The organism is Streptomyces sp. NPDC007095 (genome assembly GCF_040634475.1).
Taxonomy (GTDB): domain Bacteria; phylum Actinomycetota; class Actinomycetes; order Streptomycetales; family Streptomycetaceae; genus Streptomyces.
The window spans coordinates 1-17158 of sequence record NZ_JBEYFS010000243.1; the positions used below are offsets into that span (position 1 = coordinate 1).

The 17158-nt window shown below is 69.5% G+C and carries 13 protein-coding genes and 3 pseudogenes; 7 read left to right on the forward strand and 9 right to left on the reverse strand.

Annotated elements, in window-relative coordinates; translation table 11 throughout:
- Positions 1-212 (forward strand): hypothetical protein (locus ABZ656_RS48170; RefSeq protein WP_360277620.1); only part of this gene is annotated, 212 nt, incomplete at its 5' end.
- Here the strand turns inward: ABZ656_RS48170 and ABZ656_RS48175 are convergent.
- The 3 genes and pseudogenes from ABZ656_RS48175 to ABZ656_RS48185 form a co-directional block, all read right to left on the reverse strand.
- Positions 196-564: pseudogene (locus tag ABZ656_RS48175) on the reverse strand (IS200/IS605 family accessory protein TnpB-related protein); the annotation flags it as partial. The gene ABZ656_RS48170 and the pseudogene ABZ656_RS48175 sit on opposite strands and share 17 nt — an antisense overlap.
- 29 nt (positions 565-593) lie before the next feature.
- Positions 594-1712: a maleylacetate reductase gene (locus ABZ656_RS48180; RefSeq protein WP_360277623.1), complete on the reverse strand. Its 1119-nt coding sequence runs from the start codon at positions 1710-1712 to the stop codon at positions 594-596.
- Between the two features lie 79 nt (positions 1713-1791).
- Positions 1792-2508 (reverse strand): dienelactone hydrolase family protein, encoded by a 717-nt coding sequence (locus tag ABZ656_RS48185; protein ID WP_360277626.1) that lies wholly within the window; start codon positions 2506-2508, stop codon positions 1792-1794.
- Positions 2509-2688: 180 nt separating this feature from the next.
- On the opposite strand from ABZ656_RS48185, the pseudogene ABZ656_RS48190 reads away from it, so the two are divergent.
- Positions 2689-2971 (forward strand): annotated as a pseudogene (locus tag ABZ656_RS48190) (integrase); the annotation flags it as partial.
- Between the two features lie 132 nt (positions 2972-3103).
- Here ABZ656_RS48190 and ABZ656_RS48195 read toward each other — a convergent pair.
- The 4 genes from ABZ656_RS48195 to ABZ656_RS48210 all read right to left on the reverse strand — a co-directional run bounded on the left by ABZ656_RS48195 (position 3104) and on the right by ABZ656_RS48210 (position 6851).
- Positions 3104-4000, reverse strand: coding sequence for a LysR family transcriptional regulator (locus ABZ656_RS48195; RefSeq protein WP_360277629.1), 897 nt, complete (start codon positions 3998-4000; stop codon positions 3104-3106).
- 225 nt (positions 4001-4225) lie between these two features.
- On the reverse strand, positions 4226-5428 hold the full coding sequence (locus ABZ656_RS48200) for a thiolase family protein (RefSeq protein ID WP_360277632.1): 1203 nt from the start codon (positions 5426-5428) through the stop codon (positions 4226-4228).
- Entirely contained in the window at positions 5425-6069 is a 645-nt protein-coding gene (locus ABZ656_RS48205; RefSeq protein ID WP_360277635.1) for a CoA transferase subunit B, read from the reverse strand. The genes ABZ656_RS48200 and ABZ656_RS48205 overlap by 4 nt, the downstream gene beginning before the upstream one ends.
- Positions 6069-6851, reverse strand: coding sequence for a CoA transferase subunit A (locus ABZ656_RS48210; protein ID WP_360277638.1), 783 nt, complete (start codon positions 6849-6851; stop codon positions 6069-6071). The genes ABZ656_RS48205 and ABZ656_RS48210 overlap by 1 nt, the downstream gene beginning before the upstream one ends.
- A 372-nt stretch (positions 6852-7223) precedes the next feature.
- On the opposite strand from ABZ656_RS48210, the gene ABZ656_RS48215 reads away from it, so the two are divergent.
- Complete coding sequence (locus ABZ656_RS48215; protein ID WP_360277641.1) at positions 7224-8279, forward strand: maleylacetate reductase; 1056 nt, start codon at positions 7224-7226, stop codon at positions 8277-8279.
- Between the two features lie 70 nt (positions 8280-8349).
- Positions 8350-9219, forward strand: coding sequence for a dioxygenase (locus ABZ656_RS48220; protein WP_360277644.1), 870 nt, complete (start codon positions 8350-8352; stop codon positions 9217-9219).
- 216 nt (positions 9220-9435) lie between these two features.
- Here the strand turns inward: ABZ656_RS48220 and ABZ656_RS48225 are convergent.
- A pseudogene (locus tag ABZ656_RS48225) lies at positions 9436-9537 on the reverse strand (Tat pathway signal sequence domain protein); the annotation flags it as partial.
- A gap of 24 nt (positions 9538-9561) precedes the next feature.
- Here ABZ656_RS48225 and ABZ656_RS48230 point away from each other — a divergent pair.
- Positions 9562-10050, forward strand: coding sequence for a flavin reductase family protein (locus ABZ656_RS48230; RefSeq protein ID WP_329529822.1), 489 nt, complete (start codon positions 9562-9564; stop codon positions 10048-10050).
- Between the two features lie 137 nt (positions 10051-10187).
- Positions 10188-12404 (forward strand): LuxR C-terminal-related transcriptional regulator, encoded by a 2217-nt coding sequence (locus ABZ656_RS48235; RefSeq protein WP_360277647.1) that lies wholly within the window; start codon positions 10188-10190, stop codon positions 12402-12404.
- A 19-nt stretch (positions 12405-12423) separates the two neighbouring features.
- Here the strand turns inward: ABZ656_RS48235 and ABZ656_RS48240 are convergent, their stop codons facing one another.
- On the reverse strand, positions 12424-13938 hold the full coding sequence (locus ABZ656_RS48240; protein ID WP_360277650.1) for a 4-hydroxyphenylacetate 3-hydroxylase N-terminal domain-containing protein: 1515 nt from the start codon (positions 13936-13938) through the stop codon (positions 12424-12426).
- Between the two features lie 159 nt (positions 13939-14097).
- Here ABZ656_RS48240 and ABZ656_RS48245 point away from each other — a divergent pair, with 159 nt between their 5' ends.
- Positions 14098-16947: an AAA family ATPase gene (locus ABZ656_RS48245; protein WP_360277653.1), complete on the forward strand. Its 2850-nt coding sequence runs from the start codon at positions 14098-14100 to the stop codon at positions 16945-16947.
- The last annotated feature ends 211 nt before the right edge of the window (positions 16948-17158 follow it).

Here is a 17158-nt window from a genome sequence, read left to right on the forward strand (position 1 = left end):
GCCGGACGCGGCGCAGGGCCTCTTCGATGATCGGGTCGGAGTCGCCGTCGTTCCGTGCGATGCTGAGCTGCATCAGGTCCTCCAGTCAGGTCCTGCGGCCGATGGGCGTCGGTGTCGGCGCCGGTCAGGCCGCCCGTGCGGGCCGCTTCCAGGGGGACTGCCTGGATGGGGGGATGGTCCAGGACGCGGTCAGGACCACCGCTCTTCGGTGAGCCGCGCCTGCTCCAGGCGGTGGCGGGTGTTCAGCAGCCGCTTCCTTCGAGCCGGTCGTCAGCAGGTGCAGGCGGCGGGACTTGGCGAACCATTCCTGTGGGCTGCGGTACCCGCCAGGAGCATGCCTGCTCCTGGCGGGCGGGGACAGCCGGTGAGCGATCGTGCCGATCCCGGTTACGAGGCTCTGGATGTGATGTGTGCGAGCCGACCGCGCCGGGCCGGCGCCCACTGGTCATGGCCGGCCTGCGTGACCGATCCGGCCCAGCGCGACGAGGATGCCTGGGTGAAGGGACGCTTGCGCTCCGCCCATGTCTTGGCGTCGTGCTCCAGCCCGGCCGCGCAGCGGGCTTCCCTCCTTCCTGCTTTGGCGGAGCAATTCGTCAACACGCCGCAGGCCGGTCGCCGTTGAAGGCAGCCCGGATCAAGTCGCGGAGGTCGGAGGGTCCAGCCGGACGTGGGGGGAGTGCGCGATCCGCCAGCACTGCCGAAGCCTCGGCGATCGCCGGGTCCACGTCGGCCTCGCGCATGCCGATCCCGGCGAGCGATGTGGGTGCCCCGAGGAGCCGGTGGTGGTCCCAGATCAAGCCCCCGGCGTCGGTCACGGGCCCGGTGATACCGAGGCTTTCGAGTACGGTCCGGGTTTCGGCCACAGCGGCCGGCGCGATGTGCGCGACGGTGTAGGGAAGGAGCACGGTGTGCAGGGGGCTGTGCGGCAGATCGAGCAAGCCGCCCAGGATGTGACAAAGCTTGTGGTGCAGTCCGGTGGTGGAGACCTCCAGCGACCACCCGGAGAGCCAGGCACCGCGCAGCGCGAAGCCGCGGGCGCCGACGTCACGGGGCCGTTCAAGGATGCTCGGCAGAGCTCGGGCCATGAACCGGATCCCCTCGGCGGCAGCCAGCCGCGTCAGCGGGGACGAACCGTGGGCGTACAGCGCTTCCACGCAGTGCGCGATCGCGTTGATACCGCTCGTCACCGAGATCGCTGTGGGCAGATCCAGTGTCAGTTCGGGGTCGTAGACGACAGTGCGGGGCCGGACCGTGGCCGCTCGCCCGGTGGTCTTCCTCCCGCCCTCGGTCAGCCCCCAGATCGAGGTCATCTCACTGCCGGCATAGGTGGTCGGAACGGCGACCAGTGGCAACTCGAGGTCCCGTGCGACCCCCTTGGCGAGGCCGGTGGCCGAGCCGCCGCCGATGCACATCAGTACTTCCGCGCGTGCGTCCCGGATGGTGGCCACGGCCTTGCCCACCGCGTGCACGGGGACGTGCTGCACGACCTCACTGATGCGCGCGCAGACCCCTCCTCCCGCATCGGCAGTCACCCGGTCCGCAGCACTCTGGGCAGTCGGGTCGTGAATCACGGCGATCCGGCTGCCGTACCGGGCTGCCTCACTGGCGGCAACCGAAATCACGCCAGGCCCGAACACGACGCGTGAAGCAGGCCACTCGTGGACGAAGCCCGCGAGCCCTGCCGACGACACGGACGGCTCGTTCTCGATCATGAGAATGGTTCTCCTAATTCGACAGGGACCGCAATTTGAGTCCAGTCATCGGCGGGGACAGCCCGGTGGTTCGAGCACGTCAGTGACCTGTTACCGGACCCAAGTGTGATCCGAAGAAGGCCAACGTCCGCCGCCATGACTCCTCCGCCGCGGTGGCGGACACATGATCGTTCTCGGTCAGCCCGGCGAGGAAGCTGTGACCCGCGTCCGGGTACCACCTGACCTCGGTCCGGCCGGGGGCGTCGGCGAGCAACTTCGCGAGTTGCTCGACCTCACCCTCGTCGATGTAGTCCTGCCGGCCCCAGTGGCCCAGCACCGGCCCGGCTATCGAGCCGGCGACCTGCATCGGTTCGGTGACGGGGACCTTCGCGCCCGGTGAGCCCTTCGGGAACGCGTAGTAAGTCGTGGTGACCTGGTTGCGGTGTGTGGCAGCGGTCAGCAGGGCGAAGCTGCCGCCGAGGCAGAATCCCAGCGTCCCGAAGGGCCGCTTGCTGTCCGTCGTGTGCTCGATGACCCGTTCGACGTCGTCAACAGCCAACGGGTCGTCCAGTTGCCCGCGGCGAGTCAGCGCGCCGTCGCGCCCCGGAGCGGCGGCGCCGATGCGGTGGAACATGTCTGGCACCACTACCTGGTAGCCCTCGTCCGTCAGCAGAGCGGACAAGTGGCGGTAGAACGGGTTCACTCCGAAGATGTCGGTCAGCAAGACGATGACGTCGCCGTCCGCGGCTCTCTCGGCGCTGAAGTGCAGGTAGGGAACAGGTTCGACGCCGGGTGTCCGGCACGTCCTCACGGTCACGCCGGCAGGCAACGCGGGTGCTCCCGAATGGTTGTGGCACATGTCGCGGTCCGCTCAGTTCGGCTGCGGTGGTCTTTGCCGAGCGTAGTGAGGCAGGTTGAGGGCGGGCCAATACCGAGACGGCAATACGGACCCGCCTGTGCAGGTATCGATCGGCGCTGCGCGGGGGTTGCGGCAGGGCTGTTGCCGAGCGATGCCGCGAGGCTGCCGGCTGTCCTGCTGTGCCGAGACACAGCCAAGGAGGCTGAGTTGTCGGTGCTGAGGCATGAAAACGCAGTCCTGCGCCGTCAGGCTGTTTTGGCATCGCAAGCCGATCGCCAGGAACTGGGACTGCTCCGCCCGCCGCAGCCGCACCGGCCGACCCCCGACTGCGGCCGCGCTCAGGAAGCTGGTGCCGCGCTTGGCCGGCGAGGATTTCCGGTGGGGACGTCGAAGGATCCAAGGCGAACTGGCCCGGCTGGGCTGTGCACGGGCATCCGCGTGGCCGGCAACTGGATCTCACGGCAACGCTGACCGCAGCCGCACGGCGAGGACCAATACCGGATCGGAACAGCTGATTGTGCTGCGCGGGTATCGCGCCGACTGTTCCCTGGGGTCATCCGGCCTCGGGCGACATGGCGGACACGTGGTCAAGGAACGCGTTGACGAGCGAAGGTGTGTTGTCCGCGCGGTACAGGCAGCTCAGCCTCTGGAGCGGCGTGTCAGTAAGCGGCACGAAGCCGACGCCCGGGAGTGCGATTCCGGTCGCGGACCGGGGGACCACCGAGCAGAAGCCGGCCGACGCCACGTAGCCCAGGGCGGTGAGCACGTCTCCCGCCTCTCTGACGACGTGTGCCGTGAACCCGGCTTGGGCGCACAGCTGGCTGACCTCGTCGGCGAAGCTGGGGCGGGGGGCCGCAGGAAAGAGCACGAGTTGCTGCTCCCGCAGGTCGCCCAGTTCGGCCTTGCCCGCCTGCAGCAGCGGGTGTGCCTCGGGAAGGGCCAGGTAGAGCGGCTCGCTGGCGACGTGCCGCACGGCGAGCCCCGGCTCGCTCCGGTACTGGCGGCTGAACCCCAGGTGCATTCGTCCGTCGCGGATCGCGTCGGCCTGCACGTTCTTGGCCGCCCGCTCGAGGACCAGGCTCACCGCGGGACGGGTCTCGAGGAACCCCCGCAGCAGGCGCGGCACCGCGTCGAACATCGGGGAGCCGAAGTAGCCCACCACCAGGGAGCCGGCCTGCCCCGCATCGGCCAGCCGCGCACGGTCGATGGCGTGCTCGGTCAGCTGCACGATCCGGTAGGCCTGGTCGAGCAGGAGAGTACCGGCCTCGGTCAGCTCGACGCCGCTGGGGGTACGTATGAACAGGCGCACGCCGACAGCCCGCTCGAGTCGTACGATCCGCCGGGTCAGCGGCGGCTGGGTCATGTGCAGCCGTGCCGCGGCCCGGCTGACATTCCCCTCCTCGGCGACGACGATGAAGCATTCGAACTGCCGGAGATCAACTGGGAGCACACCTTACTCCAGGGTGAAGAATGACCAGTTTTCGTGCTCTTCGACCTCACGGCACTGTCACCGTCCGAGCCTGGTCGCCACCACTCGCTGACACATCTCACGATGCCAGGTTGCTGCGGGCCGGTTGGGAAGGGAATGCGATGTGTTCGTCGAACAGTTCGCTGGTCTGGAGGCATTGGTAGAGCTGTCGCAGCCGGGATCGACGCCGATGCGGGCGAATCCGTGTCAGCGTTCGAGGACCAGGGCGAGGCCCTGGCCCACGCCGATGCAGAGGGCGGCGATACCGGTGCCGGAGCCGCGGCGGGCGAGTTGGTGGGCGAGGGTGCCGGCGAGGCGGGCACCGGAGGCGCCCAGGGGGTGGCCGAGGGCGATCGCGCCGCCCTGCGGGTTGAGGATCGCGGGGTCGTACTCGGGCCACTCGGCCACACACCCGAGGACCTGCGCGGCGAATGCCTCGTTCAGCTCCAGGACGGACAGGTCCGCGAAGGTCTTGCCCGCCTTGGCGAGGGCCCGGTTGACGGCCTCTACGGGGGCGAGGCCGAAGTACTGCGGGTCGATCGCGGAGACACCGGTGGCCGAGACGCGGGCCAGCGGCTCGCGGCCGGTGGCTTTGAGGCCTTCCTCGTCGGTCAGCAGGAGCGCGGCGGCGCCGTCGTTCAACGGCGACGCGTTGCCCGCGGTCACGGTGCCGCTCTCGGTGCGGAAGGAGGGCTTGAGTCTGGCCATCGCGGCCAGAGAGGCGTCCGGGCGGACGGACTCGTCGGCGGCGAAGAGCACCGGGTCGCCCTTGCGCTGCGGGATCGGCACGGGGGCGAGCTCGGCGTCGAACAGGCCCCCGGCCTGAGCCTTCGCGGCCTTTTGGTGGCTGCTCAGCGCGAACTCGTCCTGCTGCTCGCGGCTGATCTTGTGCTTGTCGGCGATGAGTTCGGCGGACTCGCCGAGCGGGGTGGTCCACTGCGGGTCCATCTTCGGGTTGACCATGCGCCAGCCGAGGGTGGTCGAGTACAGCTCGGCGTGCCCGGCCGGGAAGGGGCGGTCCGACTTGGGCAGCACGTACGGCGCGCGGGTCATCGACTCCACGCCACCGGCGACGGCGATGGAGGCGTCGCCGACCGCGATGGTGCGGGCGGCCTGGACAAGGGCCTCCAGACCGGAGGCGCACAGCCGGTTGACCGTCACGCCCGGCACCGACGTGGGCAGGCCCGCGAGCAGTGCCGCCATGCGGCCGACGTTGCGGTTCTCCTCGCCGGCGCCGTTGGCGTTTCCGAAGTACACGTCCGCGATGCGCGCGGGATCCAACTGGGGGCTTCGGGCGAGGAGTTCGCGGATGGCGTGGGCGGCCAGGTCGTCAGGGCGTACCGAGGCCAGAGCGCCGTTGTGACGCCCGATCGGCGTGCGCACGGCGTCGACGATATAGACATTCTTCACTTCAGGCCCTCCGCGACGGTCAGCTTGGCATCGGTCTTGGCGATGATCTCCTCGACGCCGACGCCCGGTGCGCACTCGACCAGCACCAGGCCCTCGTCGGTGATGTCCAGGACGCCGAGGTCGGTGATGATCCGGTTCACGCAACGCTTCCCGGTCAGCGGCAGCACGCACTCGGTGAGGATTTTCGGTGAGCCGTCCTTGGCGGTGTGCGCCATCACGACGATGACCGTATGGGCGCCGTGCACGAGGTCCATCGCACCGCCGATTCCCGTGATCATCTTCCCCGGGATCGCCCAGTTCGCCAGGTCCCCCTGCGCGGAGACCTGCATCGCACCCAGCACCGCGACATCGATGTGCCCGCCGCGGATCATCGAGAACGACAGCGCCGAGTCGAAGAAGGAGGCACCCGGCAGGACCGTCACGGTCTCCTTGCCGGCGTTGATGAGGTCCGGGTCGACCTGCTCCTCGGTGGGATACGGGCCGGTGCCCAGGATCCCGTTCTCCGACTCCAGGACCACTTCCACGCCCTCGGACAGATGGTTGGGGATCAGCGTCGGCAGCCCGATGCCGAGATTGACGTACTGGCCGTTCTCCAGCTCCCGCGCAGCCCGGGCGGCCATCTCCTCACGACTCCAGGACATCAGCCGTTCACCGACCGTCGTGCCGCAGGCACGGACACCGTGCGCTGCTCGATCTTCTTGTCTGCTGCCTGTTCCGGCGTGAGAGCCACCACCCGCTGTACGAAGATTCCCGGCAGATGCACCGCGTCCGGATCGATCGCGCCGGGCTCGACCAGCTCTTCCACCTCGGCGATCGTCACCCGCCCGGCCATCGCGGCGAGGGGGTTGAAGTTGCGGGTCGACTTGTTGAAGACGAGGTTGCCGTGCCGGTCGCCCTTCGCGGCCCGGACCAGCGCGAAGTCGGTGCGGATACCGCGCTCCAGCACGTACTCGGTGCCGTCGAAGTCACGTACCTCCTTCGGCGGTGACGCGAGCGCGACCCCGCCGGAGCCGTCGTAGCGCCAGGGCAGGCCGCCGTCCGCGACCTGGGTGCCCACCCCGGCCGGGGTGTAGAAGGCGGGGATCCCGGCGCCGCCCGCACGCAACCGCTCCGCGAGCGTGCCCTGCGGGATCATCTCCACCTCCAGCTCACCGGCCAGATACTGCCGCGCGAACTCCTTGTTCGCCCCGATGTAGGAGCCCGTCACCCGCCCGATCCGGCCCGCCGCCAGCAGCACCGCCAGGCCCGACTCCATCGCCCCGCAGTTGTTCGAGACGACCGACAGCCCCGACACCCCCCGCTCGAACAACGCCTGGATCAGCACGTTCGGCACACCGCTCAACCCGAACCCGCCCACCGCCAACGACGCGCCCTCCGGCACATCCGACACCGCATCCAAGGCCGTGGCGACCACTTTATCCATCTTTATTTACTCTGCCTCTCGCCAATGTGGACCCATCGGACGCTGTTTCCGTAACGCAATGTCAAGAATTCGGCGGGTTCTTTAATGTTTTGCGGGCGTTACGGGAGTGGCTCCGCCGCGGACACGTCCGTCTCGTCGTGTCTCACCCGGCTGACACCTGGGTCCACACTCCAACGCCCCGGCACCCGTCGGCATCCCGCAGATGAGTGATATCGCAGGCGATCTCTATGCCGCTCTGTCGGTGTGCGTCGTGCGAACAAGGTATTCCCGCGCCGATCCTCGTTATCACTCACGGATTCCGTTGACGCGCATCATCCGAGTATCGAGGCTTCGTTCCATCAGCGGAGAAACGGCAGGACCGAGGAAATTCTCATGAAGACATTCGTGCATCGGGGACAGATCACCAAGGTGGTCTTCGGCAGCGGTACGCGCAGCCGTATCCCCGAAGAGGCCGATGCTCTCGGATGCCGTCGGGTGCTCCTCCTGTGCACACCTGATCAGGCGGACCAGACAGCGCAGACGCGCGACCTGCTTGGTGCGGCAGCCGTGGGAACTTTCGCCGAAGCGGCCCCGCACACCCCTGTCGAGGTCACGGAGAAGGCGGTCGCGTACGCCAGATCCGTGGGAGCGGACTCCGTGCTCGCCATCGGCGGTGGATCGACCATCGGCCTTGGCAAGGCGATCGCCGCGCGGACCGGCCTTCCGCAGCTGGCACTGCCCACCACCTATGCCGGCTCGGAGATGACGCCGATCCTCGGCGAGACCGAAGGCCACAGGAAGACGACCCGGCGGCTGCCGGAAGTGCTGCTCAAGACGGTGGTGTACGACGTCGACCTGACGCTCACCCTCCCGGCGGCGATATCGGTGGTCAGCGGCATCAACGCGATGGCGCACGCCGTGGAGGCCCTCTATGCCCAGGACCGGGACCCGGTCGCCTTCCTGATGGCCGGTGAAGCGCTCGATTCCCTCACCCGGTCCCTTCCCGTCATCGCGCGACGTCCGGACGACGGCGAGGCGCGCGCGGACGCGTTGTACGGGGCGTGGCTGGCGGGCACGTGCCTGGGCACGGTGGGCATGGCCCTGCATCACAAGGTGTGCCACGTACTGGGCGGCATCTTCGGGCTTCTGCACGCCGAAACCCACACGGTCGTCCTGCCGCACGTGGTCGCCTACAACGGGCCGGCCGCCCCCGAAGCCATGGCACGCATCGCGCAGGCGCTGGCGGGGGACGACGCCGCGAGCGGTCTCTTCGACTTCGCCGGCGGGCTCGGCGCCCCCAGGGCACTACGGGACCTCGGCATGCCCGAGTCGGGGATCGAGCAGGCGGCCGAACTCATCGTGCGGGACGGCTACTGGAATCCGCGTCCAGTGGACCGGACAGCTGTCCACGCCCTCCTGACCCGCGCCTGGGCCGGGGAGACACCGTGAACGTCACCGGGCAACGAACACACCCAGACCGACTCCGTCAGCGAACACTCAATGACCAAGGGAGCGCGCCATGCGTGATCTGACCAGCGACACCATCACCGAGGCCGTGATCTCGACCATGCGGGACACCAAGGATGCCCGTGTCGCGGAGATCCTGGAATCACTGGTGCGGCACCTCCACGCCTTCGTCCGCGATGTCGAACTGACGGAGGAGGAGTGGGCGCAGGGAGTGGACTTCCTGACACGCACCGGGCAGACGTGCACGCCGACGCGCCAGGAGTTCATCCTGCTGTCCGACGTGCTGGGCGTCACCATGCTGGTCGACGCCCTGAACAACCGACGCCCCGCCAATGCCACACAGAACAGCGTCCTGGGCCCCTTCTTCAGGGAGGACAGGCCGCAGCACGCCGACGCCGCCGACATCTCCGAAGGTCTGCCCGGTACCCCGCTGTTCTTCGAGGGACGGGTCGTGAACAGTGAGGGAGCGCCGGTGACCGGCGCCGGGGTCGATGTCTGGCACAGTGACGCGGAGGGCCATTACGACGTGGATGTGCCCGGCCAGGTCGACCCGGCCATGCGCGCGCTGTTCAGGACCGACGAGACGGGACACTTCAGCTTCCGTTCCATTCGCCCCTCCAGCTACCCGATCCCCGGTGACGGCCCGGTCGGCGAACTCCTGACCGCGACCAGCAGGTCGCCCATGCGTCCCGCCCATGTGCACCTGCTGATCGACGCTCCGGGATTCCAGCGCGTGACCAGCATGCTGTTCCCTTCGGACGACCCGTACCTGGGCTCTGACCCGGTGTTCGGGGTCAAGGAGTCGTTGGTCGAGTCCTATGACACCTACGAGGCCGACGCCGGGCCCTGCCGCGGCCTGACCGACGTGCCGTACACCCTGCTGCGCCACACCTTCGTCCTCGAACCGTTCCCCGCGGAATGAGTGCGACTGCCGCCGCACGCGCAGTCGGTCCGGCGTAGGACGCGAATCCTCCGGCAACAACAGGCGGCGTTGCACGCTTCAGCACAGACACCAGGGCCCAGCGCGGCACTGGTGCGGCCGAGCCCCGAGTACGGGGCCAGCGTGCAACTCCGCCTTGGACTCGGCGAAGCGCGATCCGTCCGCCACGCGGGCGTTGACCTCGCGTACGTCATGGGGCAGCCGCCCCGCCTTCTTGCCCAGCTCGAACGACATGCCCGCCAACGCACCCAGTGGCACGGTGAGTTCACCCAGTGTCCTGCGCGACAGGCCGAAGCTCTTCCCGACTTTCACGGAGGTCCTCCGATGGCTGAAACCCTTCACACGCCAGTCGATTTCCGAGCCACGATGAGCCGGCTCGCCACGGGCGTCAGCGTGATCACCACGCGCTCTGGAAGCACGCCCATCGGCATGACGGCGAGCGCCGTGTCCGCCCTCTCCCTGGACCCGCTCCAGCTGCTCGTGTGTATCAGCAACCACCTGTACACACGGACCGCGATCGCGGAACACGGCCGATTCGCCGTGAACGTCCTCGGCGAGGACAGCGAGCACCTGGCACGGCACTTCGCCGCCTCGAAGGCGGACAAGTTCGCGGGCGTCGAGACCATCGACGACCACGGCGTGCCGGTGCTGAAGGACGCCATCGCGGCTGTCGTGTGTGACGTCGCCGAGGCGCTCCCCGGCGGCGATCACACCATCTTCGTGGGTGAGGTCCGCTACTGCGAACACAAGGCGGACTCCCGCCCGCTGCTCCACTTCGCGGGCGGCTTCGGCGCGCTCAGGGCTTCGCACTAGTCCTGGTGGCAGCGGTCCGGCGGAGGCCGCTACGGCGCCCGTGACCGGGCCGCCACCGCCCCCGATGTCCGGCTCCCGCGAGGCGAGTCATGGGTGTCGGGGGCTCCGCCCGTCCCGACGACTCGACGGAAAGTGCCATGACCAGCTCCGTTGCGACATTCAAGCTGCACCCTCCGGCCCAGCCTCCGCATCTGCTGACACGCCCGCGTCTGCTGCGTCGGCTCGACGCGGCGACCGAGCCCGTGGTGGTGCTCTCCGCGCCGGCCGGCGCCGGGAAAACGGTGCTCCTGACCGAGTGGTCGCAAGGCCTGGCGGCTCGTGGAGAGTGCGCCTGGCTCAGCCTGGACGCGTACGACAACGCCCCGGGCCGGCTCTGGACCTGCATCCTGCGAGCGGTGCACCACGCACGACCGGATCTGCCCGCCCGCCTCGACAGCGACGGGTGGACGCTCGACGCATGGCTTGAGGACATCCTGCCGAGTCTGGTGGCCGGACTGGGCGGAGAAAAACCGCTCACGCTGATCCTCGACGGACTGGAATCCATCACGGACGCCGACGCGGTGCGCAGCCTGGCGGACTTTCTGACAAGGCTTCCCCACGGCTTCCGCGTCGTTCTGTCGACCCGGCACATTCCCGGAAGCCCCCTTCCGACCCTGCGCGCCCGGGGTCTGACCGCCGAACTCGACCAGCACGACCTGGCCTTCACCCCTGAGGAAGCACAGACAGTACTCACCGATCTGCTCGGGTCAGCTCCGGCCGCGGACACGTCGAGCGCGCTGTACGAGGCCACGCAGGGATGGGCGGCGGGGCTGTGCATCATGGGGCGCACCCTCGCCCGCTCGGCGAACGAGGCCGACACGGAAGGGAACCTGGCCCGCGGCAGGCAGGCGGTCACCGAGTATCTGGCCACCGAGGTGCTCTATCGGCTCACCACCGAACAGCGCGAGTTCCTGCTGCGTACCAGTGTGCTCAACGAGCTGAGCAGCGGGCCGTGTCAGGCCCTCGCCGGGGACCGGGCGGGTGTACTGCTGCGCGAGCTCGCACGGACCGTACAGCTGCTCGTGCCCGCCGCCGATCCGTCGGCGTACCGGCATCACCGGGCACTGTCTTCGGTGCTGTCCGACGTCCTTGAGTCCGAAGGGTCGGACACCGTCGTGTCCCTGCACCGGTCGGCGGCTCAGTGGTACTCCCGGCAGGGGGAGACGACCGCGGCCGTACGGCACTGGACGCTGGGCGGCGACGAGTCCGCGGCCGTCGCGTCGGTTCTCGACGGCTGGGAGAAGGCGATCTCGGCGGGCCGTAGCGCGGAGGTCGCGCACTGGCTGGATCTCCTGCCGCCCCGCACCGTCGCCGTCGACGCGCGACTGTGCGTCGTGGCGGCGATGGCGGCTCTCTCAGGAGGCGCCCCGGAAACGGCCCGGCGCTGGCTGGATGTGGCCCAGCTCAGGCAGACGGGCCCGGAGACGGTCGGCGAAGGCAGCACGGTGTCCGATGCGGCAGCCGCAGCGCGGGCCATGGCCTGCTGTCTGAAGGGGGAGGTCCTGACCGCCGGCCGGCTGGGCGAATCCGCCGTTGCCGGCACCCTGCCGCTGACTGCCTGGCGTGCCCTGGCCTGTACGGCCCGCGGTGCGGCTCTGCTGTGGGCGGGCCGCTACGAGGAGGCGGAGGCGCTGCTCGGCGAGGCGACCCGTGATGCGCATGCCGCCGGGCACGGCCTGGTGCTCGTACGCGCGCTGGGCTCGCGGGCGGTGTGCGCGCTGCTGGCCGGACGGCACGAACTGGCGCGCATCCTGAGTGACGAGGCCCTCGAGGCGGTCGCGACGGCCGGCCTGGGCGGGCACTTCGTCTCTGTGCCCGCCTACATCGGCCGGGCCGGCCTGCTCCTCGAAGAGGGACAGACCGAGGAGGCCGAACGGGTTCTGGCCGCCGCGGAAGCGGTGCTGGCGGGCTCGTCCCGGACCGGAAGCGAACCCCACATACGGGCCTTGTGCCACTTCACGCGGTCGCGGCTTGAGAGCGCGCGGCGCAACACGGACGCGGCGCGAGAGGCCCGCGAGGCGGCCGGGCGGGCGGCGGCCCGGTGCGAGTCGCCCGGGGTGCTGACGGACCTGCTCGGCCGGACCGGCGAGGACACCGTGGTGCCGCCTGCCGCCCCCCGCCCCCAGGACCTGTCGCTGGGGGAGCGCCGGGTGCTGCGCGCCCTGTGCGGTCCGCTGACACTGCGTGAGATCGCCTCCGAGCTCTATGTGTCCCACAACACCGTCAAGACACAGGTACGGGCGATCTTCCGCAAACTCGACGCGCACGACAGGAACGAAGCAATCGCCAGGGCCCGGGAGTGCGGCGTGCTCTGACCCGGGCCCTGGCATCCTGCTACTTGGCGTCCTGGCGCCGGGCGTAGTCCGCCTGAGCCTTGTACGCGGTCTCCCCGTCGTCACTCACGTTCTCGATGCCGCAGACCTTGCGCGCGAGGTCTGCCATGCTGCCGCTCGGGGACATCTCGGCACGCTTCATGGTGAGGCTGCGGATGGCCAGCAGGGGCGTGCCGTTGAAGTTCTCGAAGGTGCTGATGCGGCCGCCCCAGTCGGACAGGAACATGTCGTGGATCACCCGGCTGATCTTCAGCCGGTCGTAGGGCCTGCCGACCGGTCCGGTCTGCAACGCCTCCAGCCACGGCCGCAGTTCGGGCTGCTGCCACTGCCCCTCGGAGGGGTAGATGAGCGCGGAACGACCGGCCAGGTCGAGGAGCTCATGGACCATGTCGGTGATGTGCTCGATGTAGTACGCCCGCCCGAAGTCGAACATCAGGACGTTCGGCTTGAAGATGCCGCCGGGAGTGAAGAACCCCTCGTCCTCCGAACCGACCGTATGCGCCTTGAGCGTCTGGTGGAAGCCGGCGAACCGGGCGACCCGGGCCTGGACCGGCGGCAGCTGGTAGGTGCCGATGTGCTCGGTGATCAGCAGGGCCAGACCGAGCATCAGCTCGGCCTTCACCGTCGCACGCACCAGCGAGTGGTAGTGCAGCCAGTCGAAGACACGCTGCGGGTACAGCGACGCGTGCTGGGGGTTACCGATGTGGAAGACCCGGTTCCAGGGGATGAGCACGTCCTCGAACACGATGACGCTGTCCAGCTCGTCACCCTGCGAGGCGAGCGGGTGCTCCACGTCCTCGCCGTCCCGGACGTTGCTCTCCCGGCAGATGATGGTGACCCCGGGGGTGTCGGGCTTCACGGCCCCGTAGATGATCTGTTCCGCAACAATGCCGGGGCGGTAGAAGACGCCGATGTGGATCCAGTCCCCGAAGGCCGCGCCGGTGCTGATCGCCTTCACACCCCGCACGGTGATGCCCTCGTCCGAGGTGGCGACCACCCGCAGCGCGGGGGACTCGGCCTGTGCGGAATCGCGCGAGCGGTCCGCCTGCGGGTCGACGAAGGCCGGCGCCGCGTTGAGGTCACCGTCCCGCGCCACGTTCCAGAAGTCGAGGATCCCCGCGGTGAGGTCCCTCCCGTCGGTCCCGACGGACTGGCTGCTCCACGGCTCCGGGTCGTCGATGTAGGTCAGCAGGACGTAGTTGTTGACATCCGGTGTGCGCGGGATCGCCCCGCCGCCGAGTTCCCGCTGCACCGTCTCCAGGTAGTGCCGCTTGCGCCGCAGGTCCTCCTTGGAGCGGTGCTGGAACCACGTCATGGACCGCCGGACGCCATCCTCGTCCACGAACGTCATGACGTCCTGGAGGTCCGGGCGGTGGTGAAGGTCGTAGAACGCCGCGAGGCTCCTGGCATACGCCCGGGTCTTCGGGTGCGTGGCCACGTTGTCGATGAGTTCGTCACCCACCCACACCTTGCGGCCGTCGTTCAGTGCCGCCAGGTATTCCTTGCCTGTACGCACATCGAGCTCCTCTCCAGGGGCAACAGATCCGGATGGCACGGAGCATCCGTCGCGGCAGGGTGAGAGGACGGCGCGGAAGGGGCAATCACCCGGGTGAAAGCGGCGATCACCGGGGAACACACATTGAGGGCAGATGTGGCCGTGCGTCATGCTTGCCCCATGAGCAGCACAGACCCCGCTGACGGCCAGGCAGGTGGGCGTGGGAACCAGGCCACGACCGGGCTGCGCCTGCGGGGACGGGACCGCGAGATCGCGGCTGTCCGTGATGCGCTGGACGCGGTACGTGGCGGACGGGGTGCCTGCGTCGTCGTGGAAGGAACGCCCGGCGTCGGCAAGAGCCGGCTGCTCGCGGAGCTGGACGAGATGGCGCGGCGGTCCGGCTTCGATGTGGTGTCGGTACGGGCCGACGAGCTCGACCAGTACGCGGCAGGAGCCGCCCTGCAGTCCGCCCTGCAGTCCTCCGACGGTTCCGACCGAGCCGCCGCAGCCACCGACGACCAGCGGCTCTGGCTGCTGGACAGCATCACGGACGCTCTGGAGGACCGGGCTCAGCGCGCCCCGGTGGCCGTGCTCGTGGACGACGCGCAGTGGGCGGATCCGGCCACGCTCTTCGTGCTGCGCACCCTGCCCGGACGACTGGCCGCCTCGCGGATCCTGTGGGTGCTGGCGGTACGGTCGGACACCGAGCGACCGACCGTGGCCAGGGTGCGGGAGGACCTCGAACACCTCGGAGCCCGATGGCTGACCCTCGGTCCCCTGCCACAGCAGGAACTGCAGCACATCGCGACCGACGTTCTCGGGGTGAGGCCGTCACCCGGTCTGGTCAGACTCCTGCGGGGCGTCGGGGGCAATCCCTTCCTGGCGATCGAACTGGTGCGCGCTTTCGCCGACACGGATGCCGCCATGGAGGCGGGCGAGGCGAGCCTCCTGCACGACGGCATCCCCGCCAGTTTCCGGCGGAGCATCACCGCGCGCCTGGAACGGCTCCCGGAAGACGCCGTGCGCCTGCTCCAGGTCGGCTCCGTCCTCGGCCGCGAATTCGACTTCGGCACAGCCGCCCGGATGCTCGGCAGGCCGGTCGGCAGCCTGCTGTCGGGCGCCGAGGCCGCCCTGAACGCCGGTCTGCTCTCGGCCGACGGCCCGCGACTCGCCTTCCGTCACGACCTCATACGGCAGGCCTTCCACGAGAACCTGCCCCTGGCCATCCGGACCGCCCTGCACCGGGAGGCGGCCGACAGTCTGCGGGGCATCGGGGCACGATCGGCCGAGGTGGCCTGGCACGTCGTCATGTCAGGAGGCCCGGTCGACGACGATGCCGTGACCACGCTGACCACCGCCGTACGGGAACTGTCGTCGTCGGCCCCCGACGCGGCTGCGGACCTGGCCCAGCGGGTCGCCGGACTGCTGCCCTCACACGACCGGCGTCGCATCCCCCTGCTGACCGACGCCGCCGAGTACCTCGGCCGGACCCGCCGGGTCCACGAGGCGCTCGACCTGGTCGACGCCACTTTGCCGGAAGGTCTTGAGCCACTGCAGGAGGCATGCCTGCGCCTGGTGGCCGCCGAGATCCACCAGGCCGCGGGCGACGACGCCGCCGCGATGACACACCTCCAGCAGGCCCTGGACCTCCCCGCGCTGCCGGCCGACCTGCGCGTGCGGCTGCTGAAGACCAAGGCGACGGGCCACGTCTACCTCGGGGACATCACCGCCGCCGAACAGACCGGCCCCTGGCTGGTCGAGGCCTCCTACCGCAGCGACGATCCGGCCGTCGTCGTCAGCGCCATGGTGTTCCAGTCGCAGACGTCCTTCTACCGCGGGCGCCTGCCCCGCGCCCTCGAGTTCGCCGAGGAGGCCACCCGACGCGCCGGCACCCAGTCCGCCGCACTGTACCTGCGGCCCCCGCGGATCCCGGCGCTGTGGCTGGCCACCGTGCTGACCGCCACCGACCGGCTCGCGGACACCGAGCGCATTCTGCGGGAGGGACAGCGCGAAGCGGAGGCGATGGGCCTGGGCTGGTCACTGCCCCACTGGCATGTCGCCCGTGCCTGCGCACTGCTCGAACAAGGAGCGCTGGACGACGCGGCCGTGGAGGCCGAGTCCAGTCTGATGGTGGCGGACGAACTCGAGATCACTCTGCCGAATCCGCAGGCCCGCTCCGTGCTGGCACTGGTGGAGATCAGACGCGGTGACCTCGCCAAGGCCAAAGACCACCTCCGCGCCGCCGAAACCGCTCCCGGCACGCACACGCAGCGCTACGGCCCTTGGGTGTCTCTCGCGCACGCCGTTCTGGCGGACGCGGAGGGCGACGACGGCGAAGCGGCGGTGGCACTCACGGCAAGCTTCACAAGCCGTGAGCCGACGCGGCTGCTTGCGCTACCTCCGTCTCACTGGCCCGGGATCGTACGCATCGCGCTGCGCGGCGAAGACCCGGCGGTCGCGCAGGCCGTGTCCGGCGCACTGCGCAGCCTGACCGCACAGGACGAGAGCCGGCAGATCATCGGGGCAGTCCGCGCCCACGTCGACGGCCTGCTCCACCGCGACCCCCGTGCACTGGAGTCCGCCATCACCGGCTACCGGAGCACCGGCAGGCCGTTGGTCCTGGCGGATGCCTGTGAGGACCTCGGGGAGCTCATGACCGCATCGGGCGATACGACGTCGGCGATCCCGTACTTCGAAGAATCGGGTCACCTGGCGTCGGCCTCAGGAGCCGGGCGCGATCAAGAACGGATCAGGGGGCGCCTCCGCCAGCTCGGCGTGCGCACCGCCCCCGTGCGCAACCACACGGCCGGCCCCCAGGAGTGGGGGAACCTGACCGAATCCGAGCGGAAAGTGATCCCGCTCGTCATCGAGGGCATCACCAACCGGGCCATCGCCGACCGGCTCTACGTGTCCGTGCACACCGTCAACACGCATATGAAGCACATCTTCACCAAGCTCGGCATCAACTCGCGGGTCGAGCTGACCCGGCTGGCGATCGAGCGGGGCATCAGCGTCGACGGGGCCGACTGAGCGGTGCACCAACCGCAGGGCACGCTGGCAAGGAATCCCTTGAATGGGTGACGCCTGGCTCCGGCACCACCCGTGATGCTGGATACCACGGCGTGGCCTCCGGCACGGCACCGTCATTCATCGGGATTCCTCCGTGGATACCCCGCCTTCAGGCGGGGGAGGAATCGGACTCCTGCGGAGCAGGGCAGGGAAAGCCGATTCGCCGTCAGGG